Source organism: Nonomuraea sp. NPDC046570, from assembly GCF_040645915.1.
In the GTDB taxonomy this organism is placed as follows: Bacteria; Actinomycetota; Actinomycetes; order Streptosporangiales; family Streptosporangiaceae; genus Nonomuraea.
This window is the reverse complement of the sequence record NZ_JBEYZF010000006.1, coordinates 50,827-72,190: the sequence shown is the minus strand read 5'-3', so window position 1 is coordinate 72,190 and position 21,364 is coordinate 50,827. Positions and strand designations below refer to the sequence as shown.

Annotated in this window: 20 protein-coding genes; 10 read left to right on the top strand and 10 right to left on the bottom strand. The window is 72.7% G+C overall.

Going from position 1 to position 21,364, the window contains the following annotated elements; genetic code table 11:
- Positions 1-5 precede the first annotated feature (5 nt).
- The 4 genes from ABZ911_RS12190 to ABZ911_RS12175 are packed head-to-tail and all read left to right on the top strand — an operon-like array spanning position 6 to position 4,725.
- The gene (locus tag ABZ911_RS12190) at positions 6-767 is read left to right on the top strand and encodes an SDR family oxidoreductase (protein ID WP_358054572.1); all 762 of its coding nucleotides are present in this window, start codon (positions 6-8) and stop codon (positions 765-767) included.
- Positions 768-789: 22 nt separating this feature from the next.
- Positions 790-1,614: an SAM-dependent methyltransferase gene (locus ABZ911_RS12185; protein ID WP_358054571.1), complete on the top strand. Its 825-nt coding sequence runs from the start codon at positions 790-792 to the stop codon at positions 1,612-1,614.
- Positions 1,615-1,666: 52 nt separating this feature from the next.
- Entirely contained in the window at positions 1,667-3,316 is a 1,650-nt protein-coding gene (locus tag ABZ911_RS12180) for an FAD-dependent oxidoreductase (RefSeq protein WP_358054570.1), read from the top strand.
- Entirely contained in the window at positions 3,313-4,725 is a 1,413-nt protein-coding gene (locus ABZ911_RS12175; protein WP_358054569.1) for an ATP-binding protein, read from the top strand. Before ABZ911_RS12180 ends, ABZ911_RS12175 begins: the two co-directional genes overlap by 4 nt.
- A gap of 4 nt (positions 4,726-4,729) precedes the next feature.
- Here ABZ911_RS12175 and ABZ911_RS12170 read toward each other — a convergent pair whose 3' ends face one another.
- On the bottom strand, positions 4,730-5,965 hold the full coding sequence (locus ABZ911_RS12170; protein WP_358054568.1) for an alpha/beta fold hydrolase: 1,236 nt from the start codon (positions 5,963-5,965) through the stop codon (positions 4,730-4,732).
- 37 nt (positions 5,966-6,002) lie between these two features.
- Here ABZ911_RS12170 and ABZ911_RS12165 point away from each other — a divergent pair, with 37 nt between their 5' ends.
- A complete protein-coding gene (locus ABZ911_RS12165; protein WP_358054567.1) occupies positions 6,003-6,743 on the top strand; it encodes a hypothetical protein in 741 nt (246 codons plus the stop codon).
- Here ABZ911_RS12165 and ABZ911_RS12160 read toward each other — a convergent pair.
- Genes ABZ911_RS12160 through ABZ911_RS12145 form a run of 4 tightly spaced genes read right to left on the bottom strand, consistent with a single transcriptional unit; the run spans position 6,722 to position 11,098 of the window.
- Entirely contained in the window at positions 6,722-8,440 is a 1,719-nt protein-coding gene (locus ABZ911_RS12160) for a carbamoyltransferase C-terminal domain-containing protein (protein ID WP_358054566.1), read from the bottom strand. The two genes, ABZ911_RS12165 and ABZ911_RS12160, sit on opposite strands and share 22 nt — an antisense overlap.
- Positions 8,441-8,478: 38 nt before the next feature.
- A complete protein-coding gene (locus ABZ911_RS12155) occupies positions 8,479-9,687 on the bottom strand; it encodes a hypothetical protein (RefSeq protein WP_358054565.1) in 1,209 nt (402 codons plus the stop codon).
- Entirely contained in the window at positions 9,684-10,688 is a 1,005-nt protein-coding gene (locus ABZ911_RS12150; protein WP_358054564.1) for a GNAT family N-acetyltransferase, read from the bottom strand. The genes ABZ911_RS12155 and ABZ911_RS12150 overlap by 4 nt, the downstream gene beginning before the upstream one ends.
- Positions 10,685-11,098 (bottom strand): hypothetical protein, encoded by a 414-nt coding sequence (locus ABZ911_RS12145; RefSeq protein WP_358054563.1) that lies wholly within the window; start codon positions 11,096-11,098, stop codon positions 10,685-10,687. The genes ABZ911_RS12150 and ABZ911_RS12145 overlap by 4 nt, the downstream gene beginning before the upstream one ends.
- Positions 11,099-11,465: 367 nt before the next feature.
- Between ABZ911_RS12145 and ABZ911_RS12140 the strand changes: the two genes are divergently transcribed.
- From ABZ911_RS12140 to ABZ911_RS12125, 4 genes are read left to right on the top strand one after another with little or no spacing between them, the layout of a single operon-like run.
- On the top strand, positions 11,466-12,152 hold the full coding sequence (locus ABZ911_RS12140; protein ID WP_358054562.1) for a hypothetical protein: 687 nt from the start codon (positions 11,466-11,468) through the stop codon (positions 12,150-12,152).
- 18 nt (positions 12,153-12,170) lie between these two features.
- The gene (locus tag ABZ911_RS12135; RefSeq protein ID WP_358054561.1) at positions 12,171-13,262 is read left to right on the top strand and encodes a UDP-galactopyranose mutase; all 1,092 of its coding nucleotides are present in this window, start codon (positions 12,171-12,173) and stop codon (positions 13,260-13,262) included.
- A complete protein-coding gene (locus ABZ911_RS12130) occupies positions 13,259-14,146 on the top strand; it encodes a glycosyltransferase family 2 protein (protein WP_358054560.1) in 888 nt (295 codons plus the stop codon). Before ABZ911_RS12135 ends, ABZ911_RS12130 begins: the two co-directional genes overlap by 4 nt.
- On the top strand, positions 14,134-15,285 hold the full coding sequence (locus tag ABZ911_RS12125; RefSeq protein ID WP_358054559.1) for an ATP-grasp domain-containing protein: 1,152 nt from the start codon (positions 14,134-14,136) through the stop codon (positions 15,283-15,285). The genes ABZ911_RS12130 and ABZ911_RS12125 overlap by 13 nt, the downstream gene beginning before the upstream one ends.
- A 58-nt stretch (positions 15,286-15,343) precedes the next feature.
- Here ABZ911_RS12125 and ABZ911_RS12120 read toward each other — a convergent pair whose 3' ends face one another.
- The 5 genes from ABZ911_RS12120 to ABZ911_RS12100 form a co-directional block, all read right to left on the bottom strand.
- A complete protein-coding gene (locus ABZ911_RS12120; RefSeq protein WP_358054558.1) occupies positions 15,344-15,466 on the bottom strand; it encodes a hypothetical protein in 123 nt (40 codons plus the stop codon).
- Between the two features lie 186 nt (positions 15,467-15,652).
- On the bottom strand, positions 15,653-16,387 hold the full coding sequence (locus ABZ911_RS12115) for a lasso peptide biosynthesis B2 protein (protein WP_358054557.1): 735 nt from the start codon (positions 16,385-16,387) through the stop codon (positions 15,653-15,655).
- Positions 16,384-18,234 carry an asparagine synthase-related protein gene (locus ABZ911_RS12110; RefSeq protein ID WP_358054556.1) on the bottom strand — a complete coding sequence of 617 codons (1,851 nt, stop codon included), beginning with the start codon at positions 18,232-18,234 and terminating at the stop codon, positions 16,384-16,386. Before ABZ911_RS12110 ends, ABZ911_RS12115 begins: the two co-directional genes overlap by 4 nt.
- 11 nt (positions 18,235-18,245) lie before the next feature.
- Complete coding sequence (locus tag ABZ911_RS12105) at positions 18,246-18,404, bottom strand: lasso RiPP family leader peptide-containing protein (protein ID WP_358054555.1); 159 nt, start codon at positions 18,402-18,404, stop codon at positions 18,246-18,248.
- A 207-nt stretch (positions 18,405-18,611) separates the two neighbouring features.
- Positions 18,612-19,805: an ROK family transcriptional regulator gene (locus ABZ911_RS12100; RefSeq protein ID WP_358054554.1), complete on the bottom strand. Its 1,194-nt coding sequence runs from the start codon at positions 19,803-19,805 to the stop codon at positions 18,612-18,614.
- A gap of 131 nt (positions 19,806-19,936) precedes the next feature.
- Between ABZ911_RS12100 and ABZ911_RS12095 the strand changes: the two genes are divergently transcribed.
- Positions 19,937-21,364, top strand: a complete 1,428-nt coding sequence (locus ABZ911_RS12095) for a glycosyltransferase family 39 protein (RefSeq protein WP_358054553.1) — start codon at positions 19,937-19,939, stop codon at positions 21,362-21,364.

The following is a 21,364-nucleotide window of genomic DNA, read 5'->3' as shown; positions in this document are numbered from 1 at the left end:
CCACTATGGATCTGGGCATCAAGGGCAAGGTCGCGCTCGTCACAGGTGGCAGCGCCGGAATCGGGCTGGCGGCGGCCAAGAGCCTGGCGCGCGAGGGGTGTTCGGTGTGCGTCAGCGCCCGCACGCCGGAACGGCTGGCCGACGCCGTGGTCGAGCTGCAGGAGTACGGCGGCGTGGTGCACGCGGTGCTGGCCGACGTGGAGGACCCGGCCGCCGCCCTGCGGGTGGTGGCCGAGACGCGCGAGGTGCTCGGGCCGGTCGACATCCTGGTGGCCAACGCGGGCGGCCCGCCCGCCGGGAAGTTCGTCGAGGTCGGCCTGGCCGAGTGGGACGTCGCGATCCAGCGCAACCTGCTCGGCACCGTACGGCTGATGCACGCGGTGCTGCCCGACATGCGCGAGCGTGGCTGGGGCCGCATCGTCACCATCACCAGCAGGTCCGTGCGGGAGGTGCTGGACGGGCTGGCGCTGTCCAACGCGACCAGGACCGCCGTGGCCGGTGTGGTGCGCACCCTCGCCCGGGAGGTGGGGCGCGACGGCGTGCTGGTCAACAACGTGCTGCCGGGGCCGATCGACACCGACCGGCTGCGCGAGCTCGCGGGCGGCGCCGGCGGCCTGGAGACGACAGGCGGCTCCGTGCCCGTGGGCCGGGTCGGGCGGCCCGAGGAGGTCGGCGACGTGGTGGCGTTCCTGGCCAGCGAGCGCGCCTCCTTCGTGAACGGCGTGTCGCTACTCGTGGACGGCGGCGAAAGCCGGGTCATCGCCTGAACCGCGGGGCTATCGTCTGATCATGAGCGAGGCAGAGCGCGCGCCATCGGGCGTGGACCCCACCGTGCCGAGCGTGGCCCGGATGTACGACTACTACTTAGGCGGCAAGGACCATTTCGCCGCCGACCGGGCGGCCGCGGAGCGGATCATCGCCCTCGGCCGGGAGACCGGCAACGACGTCAGGGAGATGGCCCGGCAGAACCGGGCCTTCCTGGGGCGGGCCGTACGGCACATGGCCGAGCAGGGTGTCCGGCAGTTCCTCGACATCGGCACCGGCCTGCCGACGCGGGACAACGTCCACCAGGTCGCTCAGCGGGTGGCGCCGGACGCCAGGGTGGTCTATGTGGACAACGACCCGATCGTCCTCGTGCACGCCCGCGCGCTGCTCACCGGCGACCCGTGCACGACGGTGATCGACGGCGACCTGCGCGACCCCAAGGCGGTCCTCGGCGCGGCCGCGGCGCACCTCGACCTCGACGAGCCGGTGGGGGTCCTGCTGCTCGCCATCCTGCACTTCGTCCCCGACGACGACGAGGTCGCCTCGATCGTCGCGGCCCTGCGTGAGCCGCTGGTCCCCGGCAGCCACCTGGCGATCTCGCACGTGCACGAGGGCACGGTCGACGCGGCCAAAGCCGCCGAGGCCGGTCAGGTCTACTCCAGGACCACGTCGGGCTCGATCACCAACCGCGACCAGCACCGCCTGGCCGTCCTCTTCGAGGGCACCGAGCTGCTCGACCCGGGCGTGGTTCCGGTCTCGGCCTGGCGTCCCGACCCGGACTGGGCGTACGAAACCGAGGTGGACTTCACCAAGCCGGGCTTCCTCGGAGGGACAGGGCGGATCGCGTAGATCCCCGCCGAACATGACATCCTTCCGTTAAGGACACGCGGAAGGCGGGGGCATGGACAAGCCGGTCATCGTGACGGTCGACGACGACCCGGGCGTCTCGCGGGCGGTCGCCCGCGACCTCAGGCGCAAGTACGGCCAGCAGTACCGCATCGTGCGCGCCGAGACGGCCGGGCAGGGCATGGAGGCGGTGCGCGAGATGCGGCTGCGCGGCGACGACGTGGCCGCGATCCTGGCCGACTACCGGATGCCGCAGATGAACGGCGTGCAGTTCCTCGAAGCCGCGATGGACCTGTACCCGTTCGCCAGGCGAGTGCTGCTGACCGCCTACGCCGACACCGAGGCGGCGATCCAGGCGATCAACGTGGTCGACCTCGACCACTACCTGCTCAAGCCGTGGGACCCGCCGGAGGAGAAGTTCTACCCGGTCATCGACGGCCAGCTCGACGCCTGGCAGCGCACCGACCGGCGGGAACGCGCCGAGCTGCAGGTGGTCGGCGACCGCTGGTCGGCCAAGTCCTACCAGGTGCGCGACTTCCTGGCCCGCAACCACGTGCCCTACCAGTGGATGCTCGCCGAGGACCCCGAGGGCGCCCAGCTCGTCAGCGCCGTGGGCGACGACTGCCACCTGCCGCTGGTGGTGACCGCCGAGGGCGTCTCGCTGCAGGCGCCCGACCAGTCGACGCTGGCCACCGCGGTGGGCCTGTCCACGACGCCCTCGACCGACTTCTACGACCTGATCGTGGTCGGCGGCGGGCCCGCGGGCCTCGGCGCCGCCGTCTACGGCGCCTCCGAGGGACTGAACACCGTGCTGGTCGAGGCGCACGCCTCCGGCGGGCAGGCGGGGCAGAGCTCCAGGATCGAGAACTACCTCGGCTTCCCCGACGGCGTCTCCGGCGGCCAGCTCGCCGACCGGGCCAGGCGGCAGGCGCTGAAGTTCGGCGCCGAGCTGCTCACCGCCCGCAAGGTGACCCATCTGGAGCCGAAGGGCCAGGCCAGGGTGGTCGGGTTCAAGGACGGCGGGGAGATCGCCGCGCACGCGGTGATCCTGGCCACCGGCGTCACCTACCGCAGGCTGGACGCCCCCGGCCTGGAGGACCTGGTCGGCAGGGGCGTCTTCTACGGCGCCGCGCTCACCGAGGCCCCCTCCTGCCGGGACTGCGAGGTGTACATCGTCGGCGCGGCCAACTCGGCCGGGCAGGCGGCCGTCTACCTGGCGGGATTCGCGAGCAAGGTCCACTTGTTGGTGAGGGGTGACGGGTTGGAGAAGTCCATGTCCCACTACCTCATCGAGCAGATCGCCGCCACTCCCAACATCGAGGTGCACGTCGAGACCGTGGTCGCCGGCGGGCAGGGCGAGGGGCACCTGGAGCGGCTGACGCTGTCCACCAGGGGGGAGGAGCGGACGGTCGACGCGCAGTGGCTGTTCGTCTTCATCGGCGCCGAGCCGTACACCTCGTGGCTGGGTGAGACGGTCGAGCGGGACGGCAAGGGGTTCGTGCTGACCGGGCCCGATCTGGTGATCGGGGGGCAGCGTCCGCGTAACTGGCCGCTGCGGCGGGAGCCGTACTTCCTGGAGACGAACGTGCCCGGGGTGTTCGCCGCGGGTGACGTGCGGGCCGACTCGATCAAGCGGGTGGCGTCCGCGGTCGGCGAGGGGGCGATGGCCGTGTCCATGGTGCACCGGTATCTGGAGAAGCAATGATCGACATCGACGAGCTGCGCAAGCTCTTCCTGTTCGAGCGGCTGACCGACGAGCAGCTCACCATGCTGGCCTCACGCGGCAAGGTGAGCACCTTCGAGCAGGACGAGTTCATCGTCCGCCAGGGCGAGGCGGCGGACTGCTTCGTCGTCCTGATCGAGGGCGAGGTGATGATGACCACCGACACCAGCGCGGGCGCCGTCTCGATGAGCCGCACCTCCCAGCCCGGCGTGTACGGCGGCGCGATCGGCGCCTACCTGGGCGAGCGCGCCCCCCGGACGTACACGCACTCGCTGCGGGCCACCGCGCCCACCCGCATGTTCGTGCTGCCCGCCGCCAAGTTCGCCTACATCGTGACCGAGTGGTTCCCGATGGCCATCCACCTGCTCGAAGGGCTGACCTTCGGCGGCCGGGCGCAGCGGGAGATCATCGACAGGCGGCAGCGGCTGACCGCGCTGGGCACGATCACCGCGGGTCTCACCCACGAGCTCAACAACCCGGCGGCGGCGGCCGTGCGCGCGGTCAGCGAGCTGCGCCACCTGATGGGCGCCTCCCGGCGGCAGCTCGCCGAGCTGGCGGAGGCGGGGATCGCGCCCGAGCGGCTGCGCCACCTGGTGGAGATGCAGGAGAGCTGCGCGGCCTCGGTCGGCACGCTGCCGCCGCGCACCCCGATGCAGATCTCCGACGCCGAGGACGAGCTGGGCGACGCGCTGCAGGAGCTCGGCGTCGAGGACGCCTGGGAGCTGGCGCCGTCCCTGGTCAGCGCCGGGTTCGACACCAAGGGGCTGGAGAAGGTGCGGGCCAAGGTGGGCGACGAGCACGCGCCCGCGGCGCTGCGCTGGCTGGCCGAGGCGACCGAGATCTCCCAGATGCTCGGCGAGGTGACCGAGGCGACCGAGCGGATCACCTCGCTGCTCGCCTCGGCCAAGCAGTACTCCCAGATGGACCGGGCGCCCTTCCAGGTGTGCGACCTGCACGAGCTGCTGGAGAGCACGCTGGCGATCTTCCGCGGCAAGATCTCGCCGGGGATCACCGTGGTCACCGACTTCGACCGCACGATGCCGCGGATCCCCGCCTACGGCGGCGAGCTCAACCAGGTGTGGACGAACCTCATCCACAACGCGCTCGACGCCATGGGTGAGGAGGGCACGCTCACCGTCCGCACCGCGCACGACGAGGACGAGGCGATCGTCGAGATCGGCGACACCGGCCCCGGCGTGCCCGACGGGATCAAGGAGCGGATCTTCGAGCCGTTCTTCACCACCAAGTCCGTGGGCAAGGGCACCGGGCTGGGCCTGGACATCTCCTACCGCATCGTGGCCGGACGCCACGGCGGCGAGCTGCGGGTCCGCTCGGCGCCCGGCGACACCTGGTTCGAGGTACGGCTCCCGCTGCGCGAGACCGTCTCCTAGGCGGTCACAGCACCCGGCCCGCGACCATGTCCATGAGCCGGGAGGCGACGCGCTCGCCGGCCATGCGCAGGCCGTCGTGCTCGAACTCGTTGGTGATCCAGACGCGGGTGTTCGGCACCCGGTCGGCGGTCTCCAGCGACAGGCCCGCGTCGACGTACATGTCGTCGTGGTAGACGGCCGCCGCGACCGGCACCTCGTTGGCGGCCAGCCGTACCGGGTCGTAGAGGTCGGGCCAGGAGGGGTCGGCGGCCAGGAGCCGGGCGGCGCCCTTGAACGGGCGCAGGGCTCGGATCTCGTCGAACATCCAGGGGTAGATCATCTCGCCGGTGAGCATCTCGGGCTCGTGGAAGTCGTCGGGCAGCAGGCGTTCGGCCGCCCAGTTCGTCGCCGCGCCCTGGGCGTAGATGGACTCGTGCAGGACTGCGTAGAGCGGGTTGCCGACGAAGCCGGTGGCGTTCATCACGTCGTAGAGGAACGCGTCGGCCAGCCGCCCGCCGGTCCAGGCCTCGTCCAGCAGCCAGTGCAGGCGCTCGAAGCCGTCGCCCAGGCCGAGGCTCATGCCGAGGGTCTTGAACCGGCGCACGGTGAGCGGGTCGCCGTCGGGCAGCAGGACCTCGGTCGCGGCCAGGTGCTCGGCGATCCGGTGCACCTTGCGGGCGTCGTCGGGGTAGCGGGCGTAGAAGTTCCTGAGCTTGTCGCGGACCCTCGGGTACAGCCGGGCGTAGACGTCGTCGGCGCTCGCCTCCAGCCCGGCCAGGCCGCCGGTGACATGGCAGGCCGCGAGCCCTTCGGGCGCCCGCGACAGGTAGGTCAGCGTGACGAAGCCCCCGTAGCTCTGCCCCCACGTCTCCCATCTCTCGACGCCGAGCGCCTTCCTGATGTGCTCGCAGTCGGCCACGATGGCGTCGGCGCGGAAGTGCCGCAGATGGGCGGCGATCTCGGCGTCGCCGCCGGTGAGCGTGGCAGCCGTGACCGGCGAGCTGCGGCCGGTGCCGCGCTGGTCGAGCAGCAGCAGGCGGTGGGTCTTGAGCACGTGCGCGAAGTGCGCGGGGCCGGTCGGCCTGGGCGACTTGCCGCCCGGCCCGCCCTGCAGGTAGACCGCCCACGGCAGGTCGTGCCTGGCCGGGTCGCTCACCTCGCGGGCGAACACGGTGATCGTGGCGCCGCCCGGGTCGGCGTGGTCGAGCGGAACGGTGAACTCGTGGTCGACGGCCTGCAGGCCGGGCAACGTGACTCTCACGGCAGCCACTCTAGGTGGCCCGCGTTAGGATCACCGAGTGATCGGGTTCCGGCCGCGCGCGTGGGAGACCGCCTATCGGCGACGCCGTCGCCGGGCCCTGACCGAGGTGCCCTACTACCGCGAGCACGGGGTACGGCCGACGCCGATCGCCGAGCTGCTGCCCGAGCTCTATCGGCTGTGCCCGCTGGCCAGGCCGTGGCGTCCCGAGCGGGAGCCCAGCCTCTGGATCGGCGACCCGGGACCACTCAGGGACGCGCTGGTCTCCGCCGGGCTGCTCCGGCGCGGCCTGCCGGTGCTGGAGGTGCGCGAGGCACTGGTCGACTGGCGCCGCGTGGGACCGGCCCCTTACGCCACCGTGCTCGCGCCGGACGCCGACACCGGCGGCCCCGCCCGGCGGCCAGGCCTGCTCCAGGCGCCCGCCGAGCTGGCCTCGGCGGCGGGCGGTGCTCTGCTGGTGGGCGGCGCGGCCGAACTGGACCGGCTCGAACCGGAGCTCGGCGTGCCCGTGACGCGGGTGACCAGGTCGGGGGGCGCGGGCGGCCTGCTGCTGTACGACCGGTGGCTCGGCTACCTCGGCACCTGGCGGGAGGAGTGCGCCGCCTACCACCTGAACTGGCGGCGTTTCCACGCCCGCCGTACCCCCGGCGGGGTGTCGCTCACCGCGCTCGACCGGCGCAGGCCGACGCTCGTCGACGTGCTGGCCGGGCTGCCCACGATGGTGGTGTGCGCGGCGCACGGCCGCCCCGCCGTCCCGGGTCAGGCCTTCTCCGTCCAGTAGGGGCCGAGGGCGAGCGCGTCGATGTCGGTCTTCAGGTAGCAGCGCACCGCGTCCTCGGGCGTGCACACGATCGGTTCGTCGTTGTCGTTGAAGGAGGTGTTGACGACCATGGGCACGCCGGTGAGTTCGGCGAACCTGGCGATCAGGTCGTAGTAGGCGGGGTTGTCGTCCCGCGCCACCGTCTGTACCCGGGCCGTGCCGTCGGCGTGCGTGATCGCCGGGACCTCCGCCCTGCGGTGTTCCAGCACGTCGGAGACCAGCAGCATCACCGGCGAGGGGTGGGCGCCGACGAAGTAGTCGGCGGCCCGCTCGGCCAGGCAAGCGGGCGCGAACGGCCGGAACGGCTCGCGGTGCTTGACCTTCTCGTTGAGCCGGTCCTTGGTGTACGGGCTGCGCGGGTCGGCCAGGATCGACCGGTTGCCCAGCGCCCTCGGCCCGCACTCCATCCGCCCCTGGAACCAGCCCATGACCTTGCCGTCGGCCAGCGCCTTGGCGGCGGTGGCGGCGATGTCGGCCTCCTTGCGGTAGGTCAGCCCCGCCGCGGCCAGCGCCCGCTCCATCTCCTGCTCGCCGAAGGCCGGGCCGAGGTAGATGTACGGCCCCGGCGTCCGCCGCCCCAGCAGCCGGGTGCTGACCACCAGGGCGGCGCCGAGCGCGGAGCCGTCGTCGGAGGCGGCGGGCTGGGCGAAGAACTCCTCGAAGCCGGTCTCGGCCAGGATCCGGCCGTTCATGACGCTGTTCAGCGCCACTCCCCCGGCCGTGCACAGCCGGGTCCGCCCGGTGCGCCGCTGCAAGTATCGCGCCACGTGCAGGCACGCCTCCTCCAGCGTGTGCTGCAGCGCGTAGGCGAGGTCGGCGTAGTGCTGCTCGACCATCCCGTACGCGGGCGGGCGCGGCGGTCCGAACGCCTCGGTGAACTTCGGCGACATCTGGAACCTGGCCGCGGTGTGGTGCCGGAACCAGCTCAGGTCGAGCCGGTAGCGGCCCTCGTCGCCGAGCCTGACCAGCGACTTGAACGCCTCGACGTGGACGGGCGTGCCGTACGCGGCCAGGCCCATGACCTTGCCCTCGTCGCGGTTCGGTTTGAAGCCGAGGTGAGTGGTGACGCTGGCGTACAGCGCGCCCAGGGAGTGCGGGAACTTGACGCGGCGCAGGTCGTCGATGCGGTCGCCGTCGCCGGTGGCGAGGTAGGTGGAGGTGCCGTCGCTGCCGAGGCCGTCCCAGGTGAGGATGGCGGAGCTGTCGAAGCCGGACAGGTAGTAGGCGCTGGCGGCGTGGGCGGGGTGGTGGTCGACGAGGTGGACGCGGTAGTGGGTGGGGCCGGCGTGGCCGAGGCGGGTTCTGAGGTCCTTGCCGAGGGTGAAGGAGTTGCGCAGGGTGCCGAGCAGGCTGGTGGCCTTGGGCGCGAGCTCGTCGCGTTCGGCGCGGAGCGCGTCGAGGGAGGCGGGGAAGTGGCGCAGGAAGTGGCGGGCGGCGAAGGCGATCTCGCGGCGGCCCTGCCAGAAGTAGGCGACGTGGTCGAGGTCGCCGAGCGTGATGCCCGCCTCGCGCAGGCAGTAGCGGATCGCTTCGACGGGGAAGGCGCCGTCGTGCTTGATCCGGGTGAACCGTTCCTCTTCGGCGAAGGCGACGATCTGCCCCTCGTACAGGAGCGCCGCGGCCGAATCGTGGTGCTGGTTGAGCCCGAGGACGAACATGTGGTTCCTCCGGTGTCACCTGATATCCAGAAACGTACCTAGCGATCTACGGGCGGGGAAGAGCGGCGGCCTCGCAGAATCGTGGCCGCCTGGATCGCCTCCATCGCCCCGGCCGCGCAGATCGCCCCCGGCGCGCCCAGCGCGGGGACGAGCAGCGCGCCCAGCAGGACCACGGCCGCCATGCCGAGCAGCGAGCCCAGCGCGGCCACCCGCAGCGACCTGGCGTCGGCGTTCTCCATGGTGAAGACGGCCAGGTTGAGCAGCAGGAAGCCGGGGGCCTTGGTCACCAGCATGGCCGCCAGCAGCGGCGGCAGGCCGTACCCGTCCAGGGTGGGCAGCGCCAGGCCCCAGCCCGCCGTCCAGCAGGCGCTCCAGCCCGCCGCCCATCCGGCCAGCCCGTGCGCGCGGCGCAGCGCGGCGGGCGCGCCCCCGGCGGCCAGCCGCAGCGCGGTGCCCGGCTGGAAGATCCGGAAGGCGTAGAACATCAGGGTGACCCCGGCCGACCAGCCGATGTCGGCGAGGTACAGCGCGGCGGCGTGCACCGGCGGCCAGCCGGTCAGCGTCAGCTCGACGAACAGCGCGCTCATCGCCGCGTGCACGCCCAGCTCGGAGGCGCCCATCAGCAGCGCGGTGCCCGCCAGCAGCCGTAGCAGCCCCGGCCTGGCCCGCACCCCCGGAACCCCGAGCACGGCGACGAGCACCAGGTTGGCGACGGTCAGCGCGACAAGCTGCCCGGTGACGTACGCCAGGGGCGACAGCCCGCCCACGACGGTGGTCACGGTCACCAGCCCGTACGCCACGGCCAGCAGCACATAGTTGACCGCGTCACCCTTGGGACGCCCGGTGACCCTGAGCAGGCCCACCAGCAGCGCGTTGGCGCCGAGCGCGACAGCGACGGCGGCCAGGCCGAGGTACAGGGTCGGTGTGGCGGGGCGGGCGACCACGGCGGCGACGGTGAACGCGGCGGCCGGGGGCAGGGACATCCCGCAGGCGAAGGCCAGGACCGCGCCGAGCAGGGGCCGGTGCGTTCTGCGGGCTCTGGCCAGCAGGTTCAGCGCGGCCTTCTCCGGGCCGGTGGAGGTGAGCGCGGTCAGCCAGAAGAAGGCGCCGGCCGCGGCCGCGTACCCGCCGTAGGCGCCGGTGCCCCAGACCGGGAGGAGGAGCGCGGCGGAGCCGTACATGACGAGTCTGAACATGCTGCGGCCGGCGACCAGGAAGATCAGCAGCCGGGCTCCAGGCGGGTTCACCGGGCGACCACCACGATGTGGCGGGCGTGTGGGGTGGCGCCGTAGCGGGTCTTGACCTCGGGGAGGCCCTTGCCCAGGTCGAGGGTGGTGCGCCCGAGCTGGATCGCGCGTTCGACGAGGCGGGGGTAGAGGTCGAAGTACAGGCCGGGTCTGCCGCCCTCGGTGTGGTCGGGGGCGCCCCAGAGCAGGCTGATCAGGCGGGTTCCGGTGTCGTGGACGGCCACGAAGCCGAGCAGCGCGGCGCGGTGGTCGCGGTAGGTGAGGAAGTGCACCTCGGGGGCCTGGCCGAGCAGGGCGAAGTAGCGCTCGGGCACAGGTGGGGCGATGTGGCGGCGGGAGCGGTGCCGCCGGCGGACGGTCTCGGCCAGGCGGGCCGCGTCGCGCGGGTCGACGCCCGGTTCCCAGCTCACGGTGACGTCCTCGTCGATCGCCCGCCGCGATCTGCGCATCTCCCTGCGCCGGTCGCCGGGCAGCGACGCCAGGTAGCCGTCGAAGTCGGGCCAGGCGATCTCGATGGCCAGGTGCGGTTTGACCTTCAGGGTCAGCGGGCCGCGGATGGAGCGCAGGTCGGACGCGGTCAGCGTGCGGTGGACGAGGGCGGTGTACCGGGCGCGGAGCCTGCGGCGCAGCGCGGCGGCGAAGGCGGCGGACGCCTCGGCCCGGCCGCGCTCGTCCAGGCCGGCGGCGAAGACGTGGCCCGGCAGTGACGCGCTCGGCTGGTGCCGGCACTCGACCAGCCCCGTCCACGGCCACCTGCCGGGCGCGGCGAACGTCAGGGGGCTGCCCGGCAGGCCGAGGTGGCGGGCGTGGAAGGCGGCCCACGGGTGCCCCGACGCGTCGGCGACCAGGGCCAGCAGTGTCGGCGCCTGGGCGGCCCCGGCGAGGCTTCGCAGCACGTCGAAGCGCCACAGCCCGCCCCAGCCCGCGTCGGTGACGAACCGGTCCCAGCCGTCGGGCGGCCCTTCGGACAACGGGTCGGCCAGTTCCACCCGCAGGCTCACCCGTCCTCCTCCAGCGCGTTCAGCACCAGGGTGCGCAGCGGGCGGGTGCCGTCGGTCAGGTAGGCGCGCAGGGCCGTGGCGAGTTGGTCGGCGGGGAAGGTTTCCAGCAGGTGGCGTGGTCCGGGCCCGCCGCCCTCGATGCCGAACAAGGCGGTGACCAGGGCTCGGGCGTCCTCGGGGGGCCAGGTGCCCTCGGTGCGCAGCCGGTCGATGGCCGATTCGACCGCGTCGGCGGGCACGTCGGGCGGGCCGTTCTCCGGCACCCCCACCACGATCCAGGCCCAGTCCCTGCCCGGCCCGGCGAGCCATCGGCGGGCGTACGCGACCCGTTCGGCGGCTCCGCCCAGCTCCTCCACCACCCGCGCCCGGTCGTAGCACCGGCGCTGCAGCAGCCCGACCACCCGCGACATGGCCGGTAATCCCGTTTCATACCGATGGTCGTAACGAGAGTAAAAGCCATAGTAATTGGATTTATCCAGCTTAAATGACCCCTTGGCGGTGGCCCGTAACCAGCGCACCATCTCCTCGGGCATGAAATCGAGCAGTTCATCACGGACAGGACCAGCGGCAACGGGAGCGGCTACGGCGCCGCAACGGCGGCACCAGGAGCGGCGACGGCGCGGAAGAGGCTGAATTCCATCCTCACGCCCGCACTGCACACAAGCGCCAGCCAAATGCCGAGAATTTGTCACATATGCCCCCATGACAAGGACCTGTAAATCCGTAGAAATCATGTCATAGTGACGGCCAACGGGGTCAGTTCGCCGAGGGAGCCGGATGTTGCGTTCGGAACGCGAGTCGCCACCCACCACGCCAGCAGAACTCGCGCCGTTCTGGCCGGCCAACCGTGTCACGCTGATCGCGGGCGCCGTCACCGCGGTGCTCACCCTCGCCGTGGCGCTGCTGCTGCCGCACGAGCGGACCCTCACCTCGGTGTGGACGCTGCTGGGCAAGCTCACGCCGTACGTCAGCGCCAGTGTCGCCATCGCCTACCTCGACGTGGCGTGGGCGAAGCGCCTCAAGCTCGGGGCGATCGGGATCATCGGGGTGTTCCTGGTCTTCTTCTGCTGGTTCACGCCGAAGATCTTCTACGCCGCCGTGCGGATGGAGGCGGGCAAGGCGGGGATGTTCGACGAGATCTACTACCTGTTCCTGCTCATGGTGCCGTTCATGATCCTCGGGCTGCTGCTCGCCTTCCGGCTGGGCGGGGGGTCGCGGGAGCTGACGCTGCGGCTGTCGGCCGTGCTCATGCTGCTGCAGTTGTCCGGCATCGAGGACCTCGCCGTCCTGGTCGTCAACGGCCAGGACATCCCCGAGGTGTGGCGCTGGGCCTCGCACATGACGGTCTTCCTGGGCCACCCGCCCTCGGCGACCGAGGCGTACGTGTTCATCGGGATCCACCTGGTGCTCGCCGCCCTGGCCCTGTCCGTCCCGGTACGGCGGCGCACCCCACCACAGAGCTGAGACGGGGGTCGCGCCAGGGTGCAGACGGTTCGGATCATCGGCGGCGGCCTGGCGGGCGCGGTGACGGCGCGCCTGCTGCACGAGGCGGGCCTGGCGGTGCAGGTGTTCGAGGCCGCCCCGGTGTGGGGCGGCCAGCTCCGCACCGCCGAGGCCGCCGGCGTGCTGTACGAGCCGCACGGCGCGCACATCTTCCACACCAGGGACGCCGAGGTGTGGAAGCTGGTCAACCGGTTCGTCACCATGCGGCCGTACCGGCATCTGGTGCGCACCCAGGTGTTCGGGACCACGCTGAGCTGGCCGCCGCAGCTCGGCGAGCTGGCCGCGCTCCCCGAGTGGCCGGTGATCGAGCGCGAGCTGGCCGCCCGTCCCGCCCGGCCGCGCCCGGACAACTTCGAGACCTGGTGTGTCGACCTCATGGGCGAGACGCTCTACCGGGAGTTCGTCGAGGGCTACACCAGGAAGCAGTGGGGCCGGGACCCGCGCGAGCTGGCCGCGGTGTGGGCGCCCAAGCGGATCGAGCTGCGCGACGACGGCTACCGTCACCTGTTCCGCGACCCCTTCCAGGGATGGCCCGAAGGCGGGTACACCCGGCTGGTCGACGAGCTGCTACGGCCCGCCGAGGTGGTGATGGGGCAGCCGGTGACCGTCGCCGACTGGGACTCCCTGACCGACGGCGCTTCGGCGATCGTGCTGACCTGCGCGCTCGACGAGTTCTTCGGCGAGGACCTGGGGCGGCTGCCGTGGCGCGGCGTCGGCCAGACCCTGCACTACCTGCCCGGCGTGGAGCGGCTGCTGCCGTGCGCCGTGGTCAACCATCCGAGCCTCGACCAGCCGTACACGCGCGCCATCGAGACCAAGTGGATGAGCGGTCAGGAGGGACCAGGCACCGTGGTCGCCTACGAACGGCCGGGCTCACCGGCCCGGCACTACCCCGTGGACGACGTCGCGGGCGAGAACCGGCGCCTGCAACGCCGCTACCAGAACGCGCTGGCCGCACTGCCGGGACCGCCCCGCCACACCTGCGGCCGACTGGCCACCTACGCCTACATCGACATGGACCAGGCGGTACGGCAGGCGATGAACACCGCGATGCGGGTGCTGCGCCGATGAGCGGGCTCAGCGTGGTCGTGCTCTGCCTCAACGAGGCCGACAACGTCGTGCCCGCCTACCGGGAGATCGTCGCCGAGCTGGGCGGCCACGACCTGGAGGTGCTGTTCGTCGACGACGGCAGCACCGACGCGACGCTGGCGCTGATCCGCGACCTCGCGGCCGAGGACCCCCGGGTCGCCTACATCTCCTTCACCCGCAACTTCGGCATCGAGGCGGCCTTCGCCGCCGGGTACCGCTACGCGCGCAAGGAGTGGATCCTGCATCTGGACGCCGACCTGCAGTTCCCGCCCGCCGAGGGCAGGCGGCTGCTGCACGAGGCCGAGCTCGGCGGCTTCGACGCGGTCTTCGGCGTCCGGGCCGAGCGCCGCGACCCGCCGCTGCGCCGGCTGGCCACCACCGCCTACCAGTTCGTCGCGCGCCGCCTGCTGGGCATCGAGCTGCCGCCGGGCGGCACCACGTTCCGGCTGGTGCGGGCGGCGCTCGCGCGGCGGATCGTGGACCTGCGGCTCGGCACGCCGTACTTCCTGGCCACCCTGCCCAGGCTGACCAGCGCCTGGACGACGGTGCCGGTCGAGCACCGGGCCAGGGCGCGCGGGCGGTCCAAGGTGAGCGTTCGCGGGCTGGCCGTGCACGTGGCCGGGCTGTTCTTCGGCTTCTCGCACCGGCCGATGGCGTTCGCCGTGGCCGGATGCCTGGTGGGCGCGCTGTTGTGCCTGGTGCCCGGGGTGGACGTGCGTTATCCGCTCGCGCTCGGGCTGGTGGCGCTGGCCGTCGTCGGCCGGTACGTGATCCAGGTGGCGCGCGACCAGCCCCGGCCTCCGCCGTACGTGATCAGGGTGGCGAACCTGCCCGTCGACGCTGAGGAACTGCTGTGCGGGAACTGATTCTGCTGGGCGGCGCGGACGGCGCCCTCACCACGGTGCGCGCGGCCCGGCGGCTCGGCGTGCGGACGATCTGCGTGGACGTCAGGCGGGACGCGCCCGCCGCCGCCGAGGCCGACGAGTTCCTCCCGCTGAGCACCCGCGACGTGGACGCCGTCGCCGCCGCGCTGCACGGGCGGCGGAACGTCGCGGCGGTGCTGTCGCCCGCCAGTGACGTGAACCTGCCCGCGCAGCTCGCGCTGGCCAGGCGGCTCGGCCTGCCGTACGGGCTGTCGGAGACGGCGGTGCGCGCGTCGGTGGACAAGGCCTTCTTTCGGCATCTCTGCGACGACCTGGGCCTGCCGGGTCCGCGGCATGTGTCGGGGCCGCCCGGCGCGGTGCTGGCCGGGGCGCGGGCGCTGCGCTTCCCGATCATCGTCAAGCCGACGGGCCAGAACGGCAGCCGCGGTGTCACACCCTGCGCGGAGCCCGCCGAGCTGCCCGCCGCCGTGGCCGTCGCCGCCGCGTACGGCCCGGTCATCGCCGAGGAGTACGTGCCGGGCGCGCACGTGTCGATCGAGGCCGTGGTGCAGGAGGGCCGGGTGGCGCTGCTCGGGATCGGGCGCAGGACCATGACGCCGCCGCCGCGCTTCATCACGCTCGCGCAGGAGATGGCGCCGGGGTCGGGCGAGCCCGTGCGGGCCGTACTCGACAAGATCTGCGCCGAGCTCGGCTACCGCTGGGGGTCGCTGACCGCCGACGCGGTGGTGACGGAGGGCGGCGAGGTGGTGCTGATCGAGATGGGCGCCAGGCTGGGCGGCAACGGGCTCGGCGAGCTGCTCGGCCTCACCCACGGCCTGGACGCGCTGGAGATCTGCGTACGCGCTGCCCTCGACGACCCGGTCGACCTGGTGCCCCGCGCCCGCCGCTGGGGCGCCTGCCACATACTGGCCGCCCCCCGCTCCGGGCGGCTGGTCGCCGTGCACGGACTCGACCGGCTGCCTGCGGCGGAGGTCGTGCTGGCGGTACGGCCCGGCGACCTCGTCGGCCCATACGACCAGGCGGGGGCGAAGCTCGGCTACATCCTGCTCACCGCCGACGACGAGGCCGGCCTGGCGCACGCCCGAACCGCCGTGGACGCGCTCCGCGTCGAGGTCTCCTGACCCGGCTCTCCGGCGCGCAGAAAAGGCCACTCACTCGGGTGAGTGGCCCTGTCGCCCGTCAGATCCAGCGGATCAGCACCTCGCCGTTCTCCTTGACCAGAATCGCCACGACGATGACCGCGGCCAGCCAGAACCAGCTCGGCGGCGAGTTCATCTCGAACTTGAACTTGAACCTACCCACGACGCCCTCCTCCTTGCGAATGGGTCGGATTACGTCACCAAGAATAGGCACAGGTAATAGGTGTGAACAACGATGCGAAATGGCCGCTGAACGCCTTGATAATCGACCAGATCTTTCAGTCGGAACAACTCGCCCGCCGATTCGTCGAATTGACGTGAATGGCAGGCGTGCTACCCGCCGATACTTTCAGGCTGACAGGATTCGCTGGAATCCCGGAGCGCCGGGCGGCACGACAGGTCGGCCGCCCGTCTCGACCCAGGCGTGAAATCGGTAGGGATCGGTCCGCGCGCCCAGGCACCAGGTGAGCCGCCGCCGTACGCAGGCGGCCAGCAGGACGGCGGCGAGCGACTCCTCCAGGCACGCCGCCCGCCCCGGCCACCACCGGGCGGCCGTCTCCGCCGCCGCCACGATCCGTCGCGCCTCCGCCTCGTCCGGCTCGGCCGCGCACCAGCGTCCGTGCAGCGCCGTGACCACGGCGTAAGGCACTCTGAACGGCAGTCTCACGAGTGCCAAGGCGACCACGAGGACGACGAACGCGGCGCTCTGGAGCGCCCACCCGGCCGCCGCGTTCTTGAGCGCCGCCCGCCCGGCCATCCCCGACGCCTCGCCTTCCAGCGGCCGTCCGGCACTCTTGGAAACCGTCTCGTCGAGGCCGGTGCCGGGTTCGACGAGTCCTCGGCGCAGCAGGTCGTGCAGGAAGCGTTCGGCGTCGGCTCTGATGCGGTCGTGCGCCACCTCGGGGTGGCGGGCGGCCACCTCGCCGACGGCCTCCTCCAGACCGCCGCCCGCCTCCCACTCGCGCCACATCAGCCGCGCGGTCGCGCTGAACCCGTGGATCAGGCCGGTCCGGCGATCCATCACCACCAGACCGCCGTGCTCCTGCTCCTCGTAGTGGACCTGAGCGGGGATGCGGATCTTCATCGCGCGACCTTCCTGAGCCAGACCTCGGTCGCCACGAGCCGGTTGAAGGGGCCCATGGGGATCGCCACTCCCGCGGTCAGGCGGGTCAGCGAGCGCCGTACCGCCGCGTCGTCGACGACCCCGGCCGCCGCGAGCCTGCTGCCGGTGAACAGCGCGCCGAGTTCCGCCGCCGCCCGGCGGGCGCCGCGGTAGTCCTCGCCGATGTAGTCGCCCTTGCCGCGCCGCTCCAGCACCCGCCCCGGCACCAGGCCGCGCAGCGCGGACGACAGCAGCGGCTTGGGCACACCCGCCTCAACCCGGTCGAACACGGGAGCGGCCAGGCAGGCGCGCACCACCTCGTTGTCGAGATAGGGCGCGTGTACGGCCACGCCGTACCGCTGCCCCAGTTCGCGCATGAAGCACTGCGTGTCGGCCGAGGCGCGCAGCTCGGCCAGCGTCGCCAGGTCGAAAGCGCCGAACCCGCCGGGCACGGCATGGGCGACCGACGGCTCGGCGACCGCCGCGGCGAGCCCCGCCCTGGCCTCGGGCCGCAGCCACCCCACCGCCTCCGGCCACACCGGCCACCAGCTCACCGCGTCGGCCCACCCCAGCCCCCCGGGGCTCGACCGGACGGCCCGCCAGCGCGAGGTGGGCGGACCATCCGCCGGCCCGGACAACGTGGCGGCGAGACGGCGCAGCGCGGTCTCGGGGCGGGTCAGGGCGGTTCCCACAGCTCGTCCGGCGAGCCGGGCGGGCGACTCGTGGCGGGCTCGGGCGTGCGCGGCGCAGTGGCGGGCCAGCCGGGTCAGGGCTCCGCGCCGGGCCAGCTCGGCGAGATGGACGGGGGGCGCGCCGAACAAGGCGTCGCCGCCTTCGCCGGTGAGGTGGACGGCGATCCCCTGCTCGGCCGCGTGCGCGAACCGCAGGGCCGCCCTGCGCCAGGACACCAGGGTCGGCGCGGGCTCGGAGCACCCGAACTCCCCCGCGGCCAGGTCCTGGTACGGCAGCGTCTCCTCGCTCCCCCGCACGACGGCCTGGCGGATGCGGGGGCTGAGCCGCGCGAAGGCGGTCGCCTCGGCCAGGTCGGCGGCGGGCACCTCGGGATGGGCGTAGGTGACCGCGTGCAGCGGCGGCGCGGCCTCGCCGCGCACGGCCAGGAAGGCCAGCGAACTGGAGTCGAGCCCGCCGCTGAAGTCGGCGCCTAGCCGGTCGCCGCGCGCCCGCCGCGCGTCCACGGCGTCGAGCAGGGCCGCCCGGACACGCGCCGTCGCGGCCGGTCCGTAGGCTTCGCGCCGGCGCGGGACCTGATCCGGGAGCTCGTAGGCGCGCACGCGCGGCCCGCCGGGCCCGATCCGCACGGCCATGCCGCCGCCGATCCGCCTGACCTCCCGGTAGGCCGACCGCTCCGACCACAGGGGCAGGACGTCGGGGCAGGCGATGCGGGCGGCCGCGGTGAGCGGGTCGGGAAGACGCCGGTGAAGGCGGGCGACCACACCGGCGTGGGCGCTCAGCACGGTGGTCCCGCCGGAGGTGGAGCAGTGCACCGGGAACTGCCCGGCCAGGTCGGTGTAGGCGACGAGCTCGCCGGGCAGCGCGATGACCAGCGTGTACGCCCCGCTCCAGCGGGTCAGCCGGTCGAGGTCGTCCGCGTCGAGCGCCGCGGCGAAGTCGCGGACGACGGTCTCGGGCGCGGGCAGGCGGTGGCCGAGGACGAGGAGGCGGCCCCGTGGCCCCCCGGCGGTGACCACCTCACCGGGCAACCACGGGCCGTACACGCGCAAGCCGGGAAGATCGGGCCACACCGCGGTCCCCGGCACCGCCGCCGGGGGCTCGCCCAGCACCGCGACGAATCCCGCGGAGTAAGACACCGGAATCCCGCCTACCAGTAATACTGCGAATTCGCGTCGGCCGACCCGCTCGACGAACTGCCCTTGACCAGATCGCGAATCCTGCCCAGCTCGATAATCTCCGGCGGCTCGTACGGCAGCGGCACCCCGGCCCGGCCGTCGTCATTTCGGCTCGAACGATCGATCGCCATCGGTCTCACTCTCTTCCACCCTCGCCAATACGGTGACCGGCCGTACGCTAGCGCATCCGCTCCGCCCGTTTCCCGAGAATCGTAGCTCGATATCCCCGCGATTATACGAACCAGAAAGCCACATAAATCATCTGGCCACCGTTAAATACGCACATCAGCCCATACGCGCGGGCCGGGCATTCGTTCATTCTGAAAGAACATGACCGTTCAATTCGAAGAACCGGCCTTGTAGGTGGTCCCGGCGATCCCCAGCAGCAGCGCCCCGTGCGCGACCCCGTGCTCGAGGCCGTGCACCACGAACTGGAACCCGTCGCGGCAGGCCGCCGCCATGGCCGACCCGCGCAGCCCCTCCCGGCACGCCTCCAGGACCAGCTCGCCCGCGGTGGCCAGGGTCCCGCCGATCACCACCACGTCGGGGTTGATCAGGTTGCAGAGGTTGCCCATCGCCCTGCCCAGGTTCAGCCCGGCCTCGCTGAGCACCCGCCGGCCCACCGCGTTGCCCCGGCGCGCGGCCTCGATCAGCTCCGCCAGCGTGCGCGGCCTGTCCTGCCCGGCGAAACCGGCCTCCGCCTGCGCGAGCAGCGCAGCCGAGCCGATGACCGTCTCCAGGCACCCCCGCCCGCCGCACTGGCAGAACGCGCCGCCGGGTTCGACCACCACGTGGCCGAGCTCGCCCGCGACCCCCGCGCGCCCCCTGAGCAGTTTGCCCCCGATGAACAGCCCCATCCCGATGCCGGTCGAGGCCTTCACGAACAGCACGATCTCGGCGCCCGCGTGCCGGTAGGTGCTCTCGGCGAGCGCCCCCAGGTTGGCGTCGTTGTCCAGCAGCACCCGGGGGAACGGCGCCCGCGCCCCGCCCGCCGCGAGCGCCGCGTGCAGGCCAGCCTCCAGCGCGGCCGCGGGATGGTCGCCCTCCCGCCACGGGGGCAGCACGGGCGGGGTCAGCGCGAGAGTCCGCGGATCGACCATGCGCGGGACGCCGAGGCCGATGGTGGCGATGTCCAGGGGCTGCTCGCCGGCCAGGCCCACGATCCGCTCCACGATCCTGGGCACCCACACGCCGGGCCCGTCGACCGCGCCGACGGACAGCACCTCGCTACGGGCCTGTTCGTGGGAGAGGTGGAAGCGCCGCGCCACGATGATCGACTTGATGTAGCCCAGCTCGACGCCGACGGCCAGCCCCTCGGTCGGCGCCAGGCTGACCAGCGACTCCCTGCCCGTGCGCAGCACCGTCACGATCCCGGCCTTGCGCAGCGCCTGCACGGCATCGGAGACGGTGGCGTTGGACAGCTCGGCCCGCTTGGCCAGCTCGGACTGGTGCCCCGGCCGCGCCATGACGGTACGGAGCACGCGCAGCTTGCCGTGCTCCTTGGCGCCCGGGTCCTTCAAGAGATCGCGCACGTTGTGCATCGGACTCTCCGGATGTCGACCGTTCCAACCGACGGATCGGAGCCCTCATCCTGGCACGCCGCGTTCAGATCGAACAGTGCGTCTCTGGACAACCGGCATGAAGATCCGTAGCTTGTGCGATCGTGCCCGCCTTCGCCTGGCGGCCGGTAGCCGCCGTCGCCGCCGTGATCTCCACGGTCCTGCTTCTGGTCAGCCCCCTGTACGGATACCACCGCGACGAGCTGTACTTCCGCTGGCTGGCCGAGGACCCCGCCTGGGGCTACGTGGACCAGCCACCGCTCACCCCGCTGCTGGCCAGGGCGGCCATCGCCGTCTTCGGCGACTCGCCGACCGCGATCAGGATCCCCGCGCTGCTGTCCGCCGTGGCGCTGGTGGCGCTCGCGGCGCTGCTCACCCGCGAACTCGGCGGCGGGCGACGCGCCCAGACGCTGGCCGCCGTCGGCCTCGGCCTGGGGACGTTCACCCTGATCGCCGGGCACAGCCTGCTCACGCTGAGCGCCGACATGCCGCTGTGGGCGGCGGCGATCCTGTTCATTCTGAAAGCTCTGCTGCGCGGCGAGGGCCGCTGGTGGCTCGCCGCCGGCGCGGTGCTCGGCGCGGCGACGTACAACAAGCACCTCATCGCGCTGCTGGTGGTCGGTCTGGCGGCGGGCGTGCTCGCGGTGGGGCCGCGCCGGGTGCTGCGCGACCCGTACCTGTGGGCGGGCGCGGCGCTCGCCGTCCTGGTGGCGGCGCCGAACCTGGTCTACCAGATCGTCAACGACTGGCCGCAGCTCAAGATGGCCGCCGCGCTCAGCGAGAACAAGGGCGGCGAGTACCGCGTCCTGTTCCTGCCCATGCAGGTGCTGCTGTTCGGGCCGGTGGTGGCGTTCGTCGGCTGGCACGGCTGGCTGCGCCTGTGGCGGGACGAGCGGGTGCGCTGCCTGGCCGTCGCCTACCCGGTGGCCGCGGCGCTGACGCTGCTCAGCGGCGGCCGGTTCGACTACACGGCCGGGCTGATCATCATGCTGTTCTGCGCCGGGTGCGTGAGCGTGGCCGACCGCTCGTGGGCGCCGGGCGCGCTGGTGGCCAACGGTGTGCTCGGCGCGTCGTTCGCGCTGCCGCTGATCCCGGTGCAGGTGCTGGCCTCGACGCCGGTGCCGTACATCAACGAGGTCGCGCGCGAGTCCGTCGGCTGGCCGGAGTTCGCGGCGCGGGTCGGGGACTCGGTGCGCGCGCTGCCGCCGCAGGAGCAGGCGCGGGCCGTCCTGCTGACGGGCAGCTACGGCGAAGCCGGGATGCTCCGCAAGACCGCGGGCCTGCCACCGGTCTACAGCGGCCACAACCAACTCCACCTGTACGGCCCGCCGCCCGAGACGGCCACCGTCGCCGTGGCGGTGAAACTGCCGCGCCGACTGCTCGACTCGGTTTTCCAGACCTGCGCGGTCTCCGGCAAAGTGGACAACGGCGTCGGCGTGGAGAACGAGTTCCAGGGCCTGGACATCATCACCTGCCGGGGCCTCAAGCAGTCCTGGCGGACGGCCTGGCCGCGCTTCCAGCACTACAGCTAG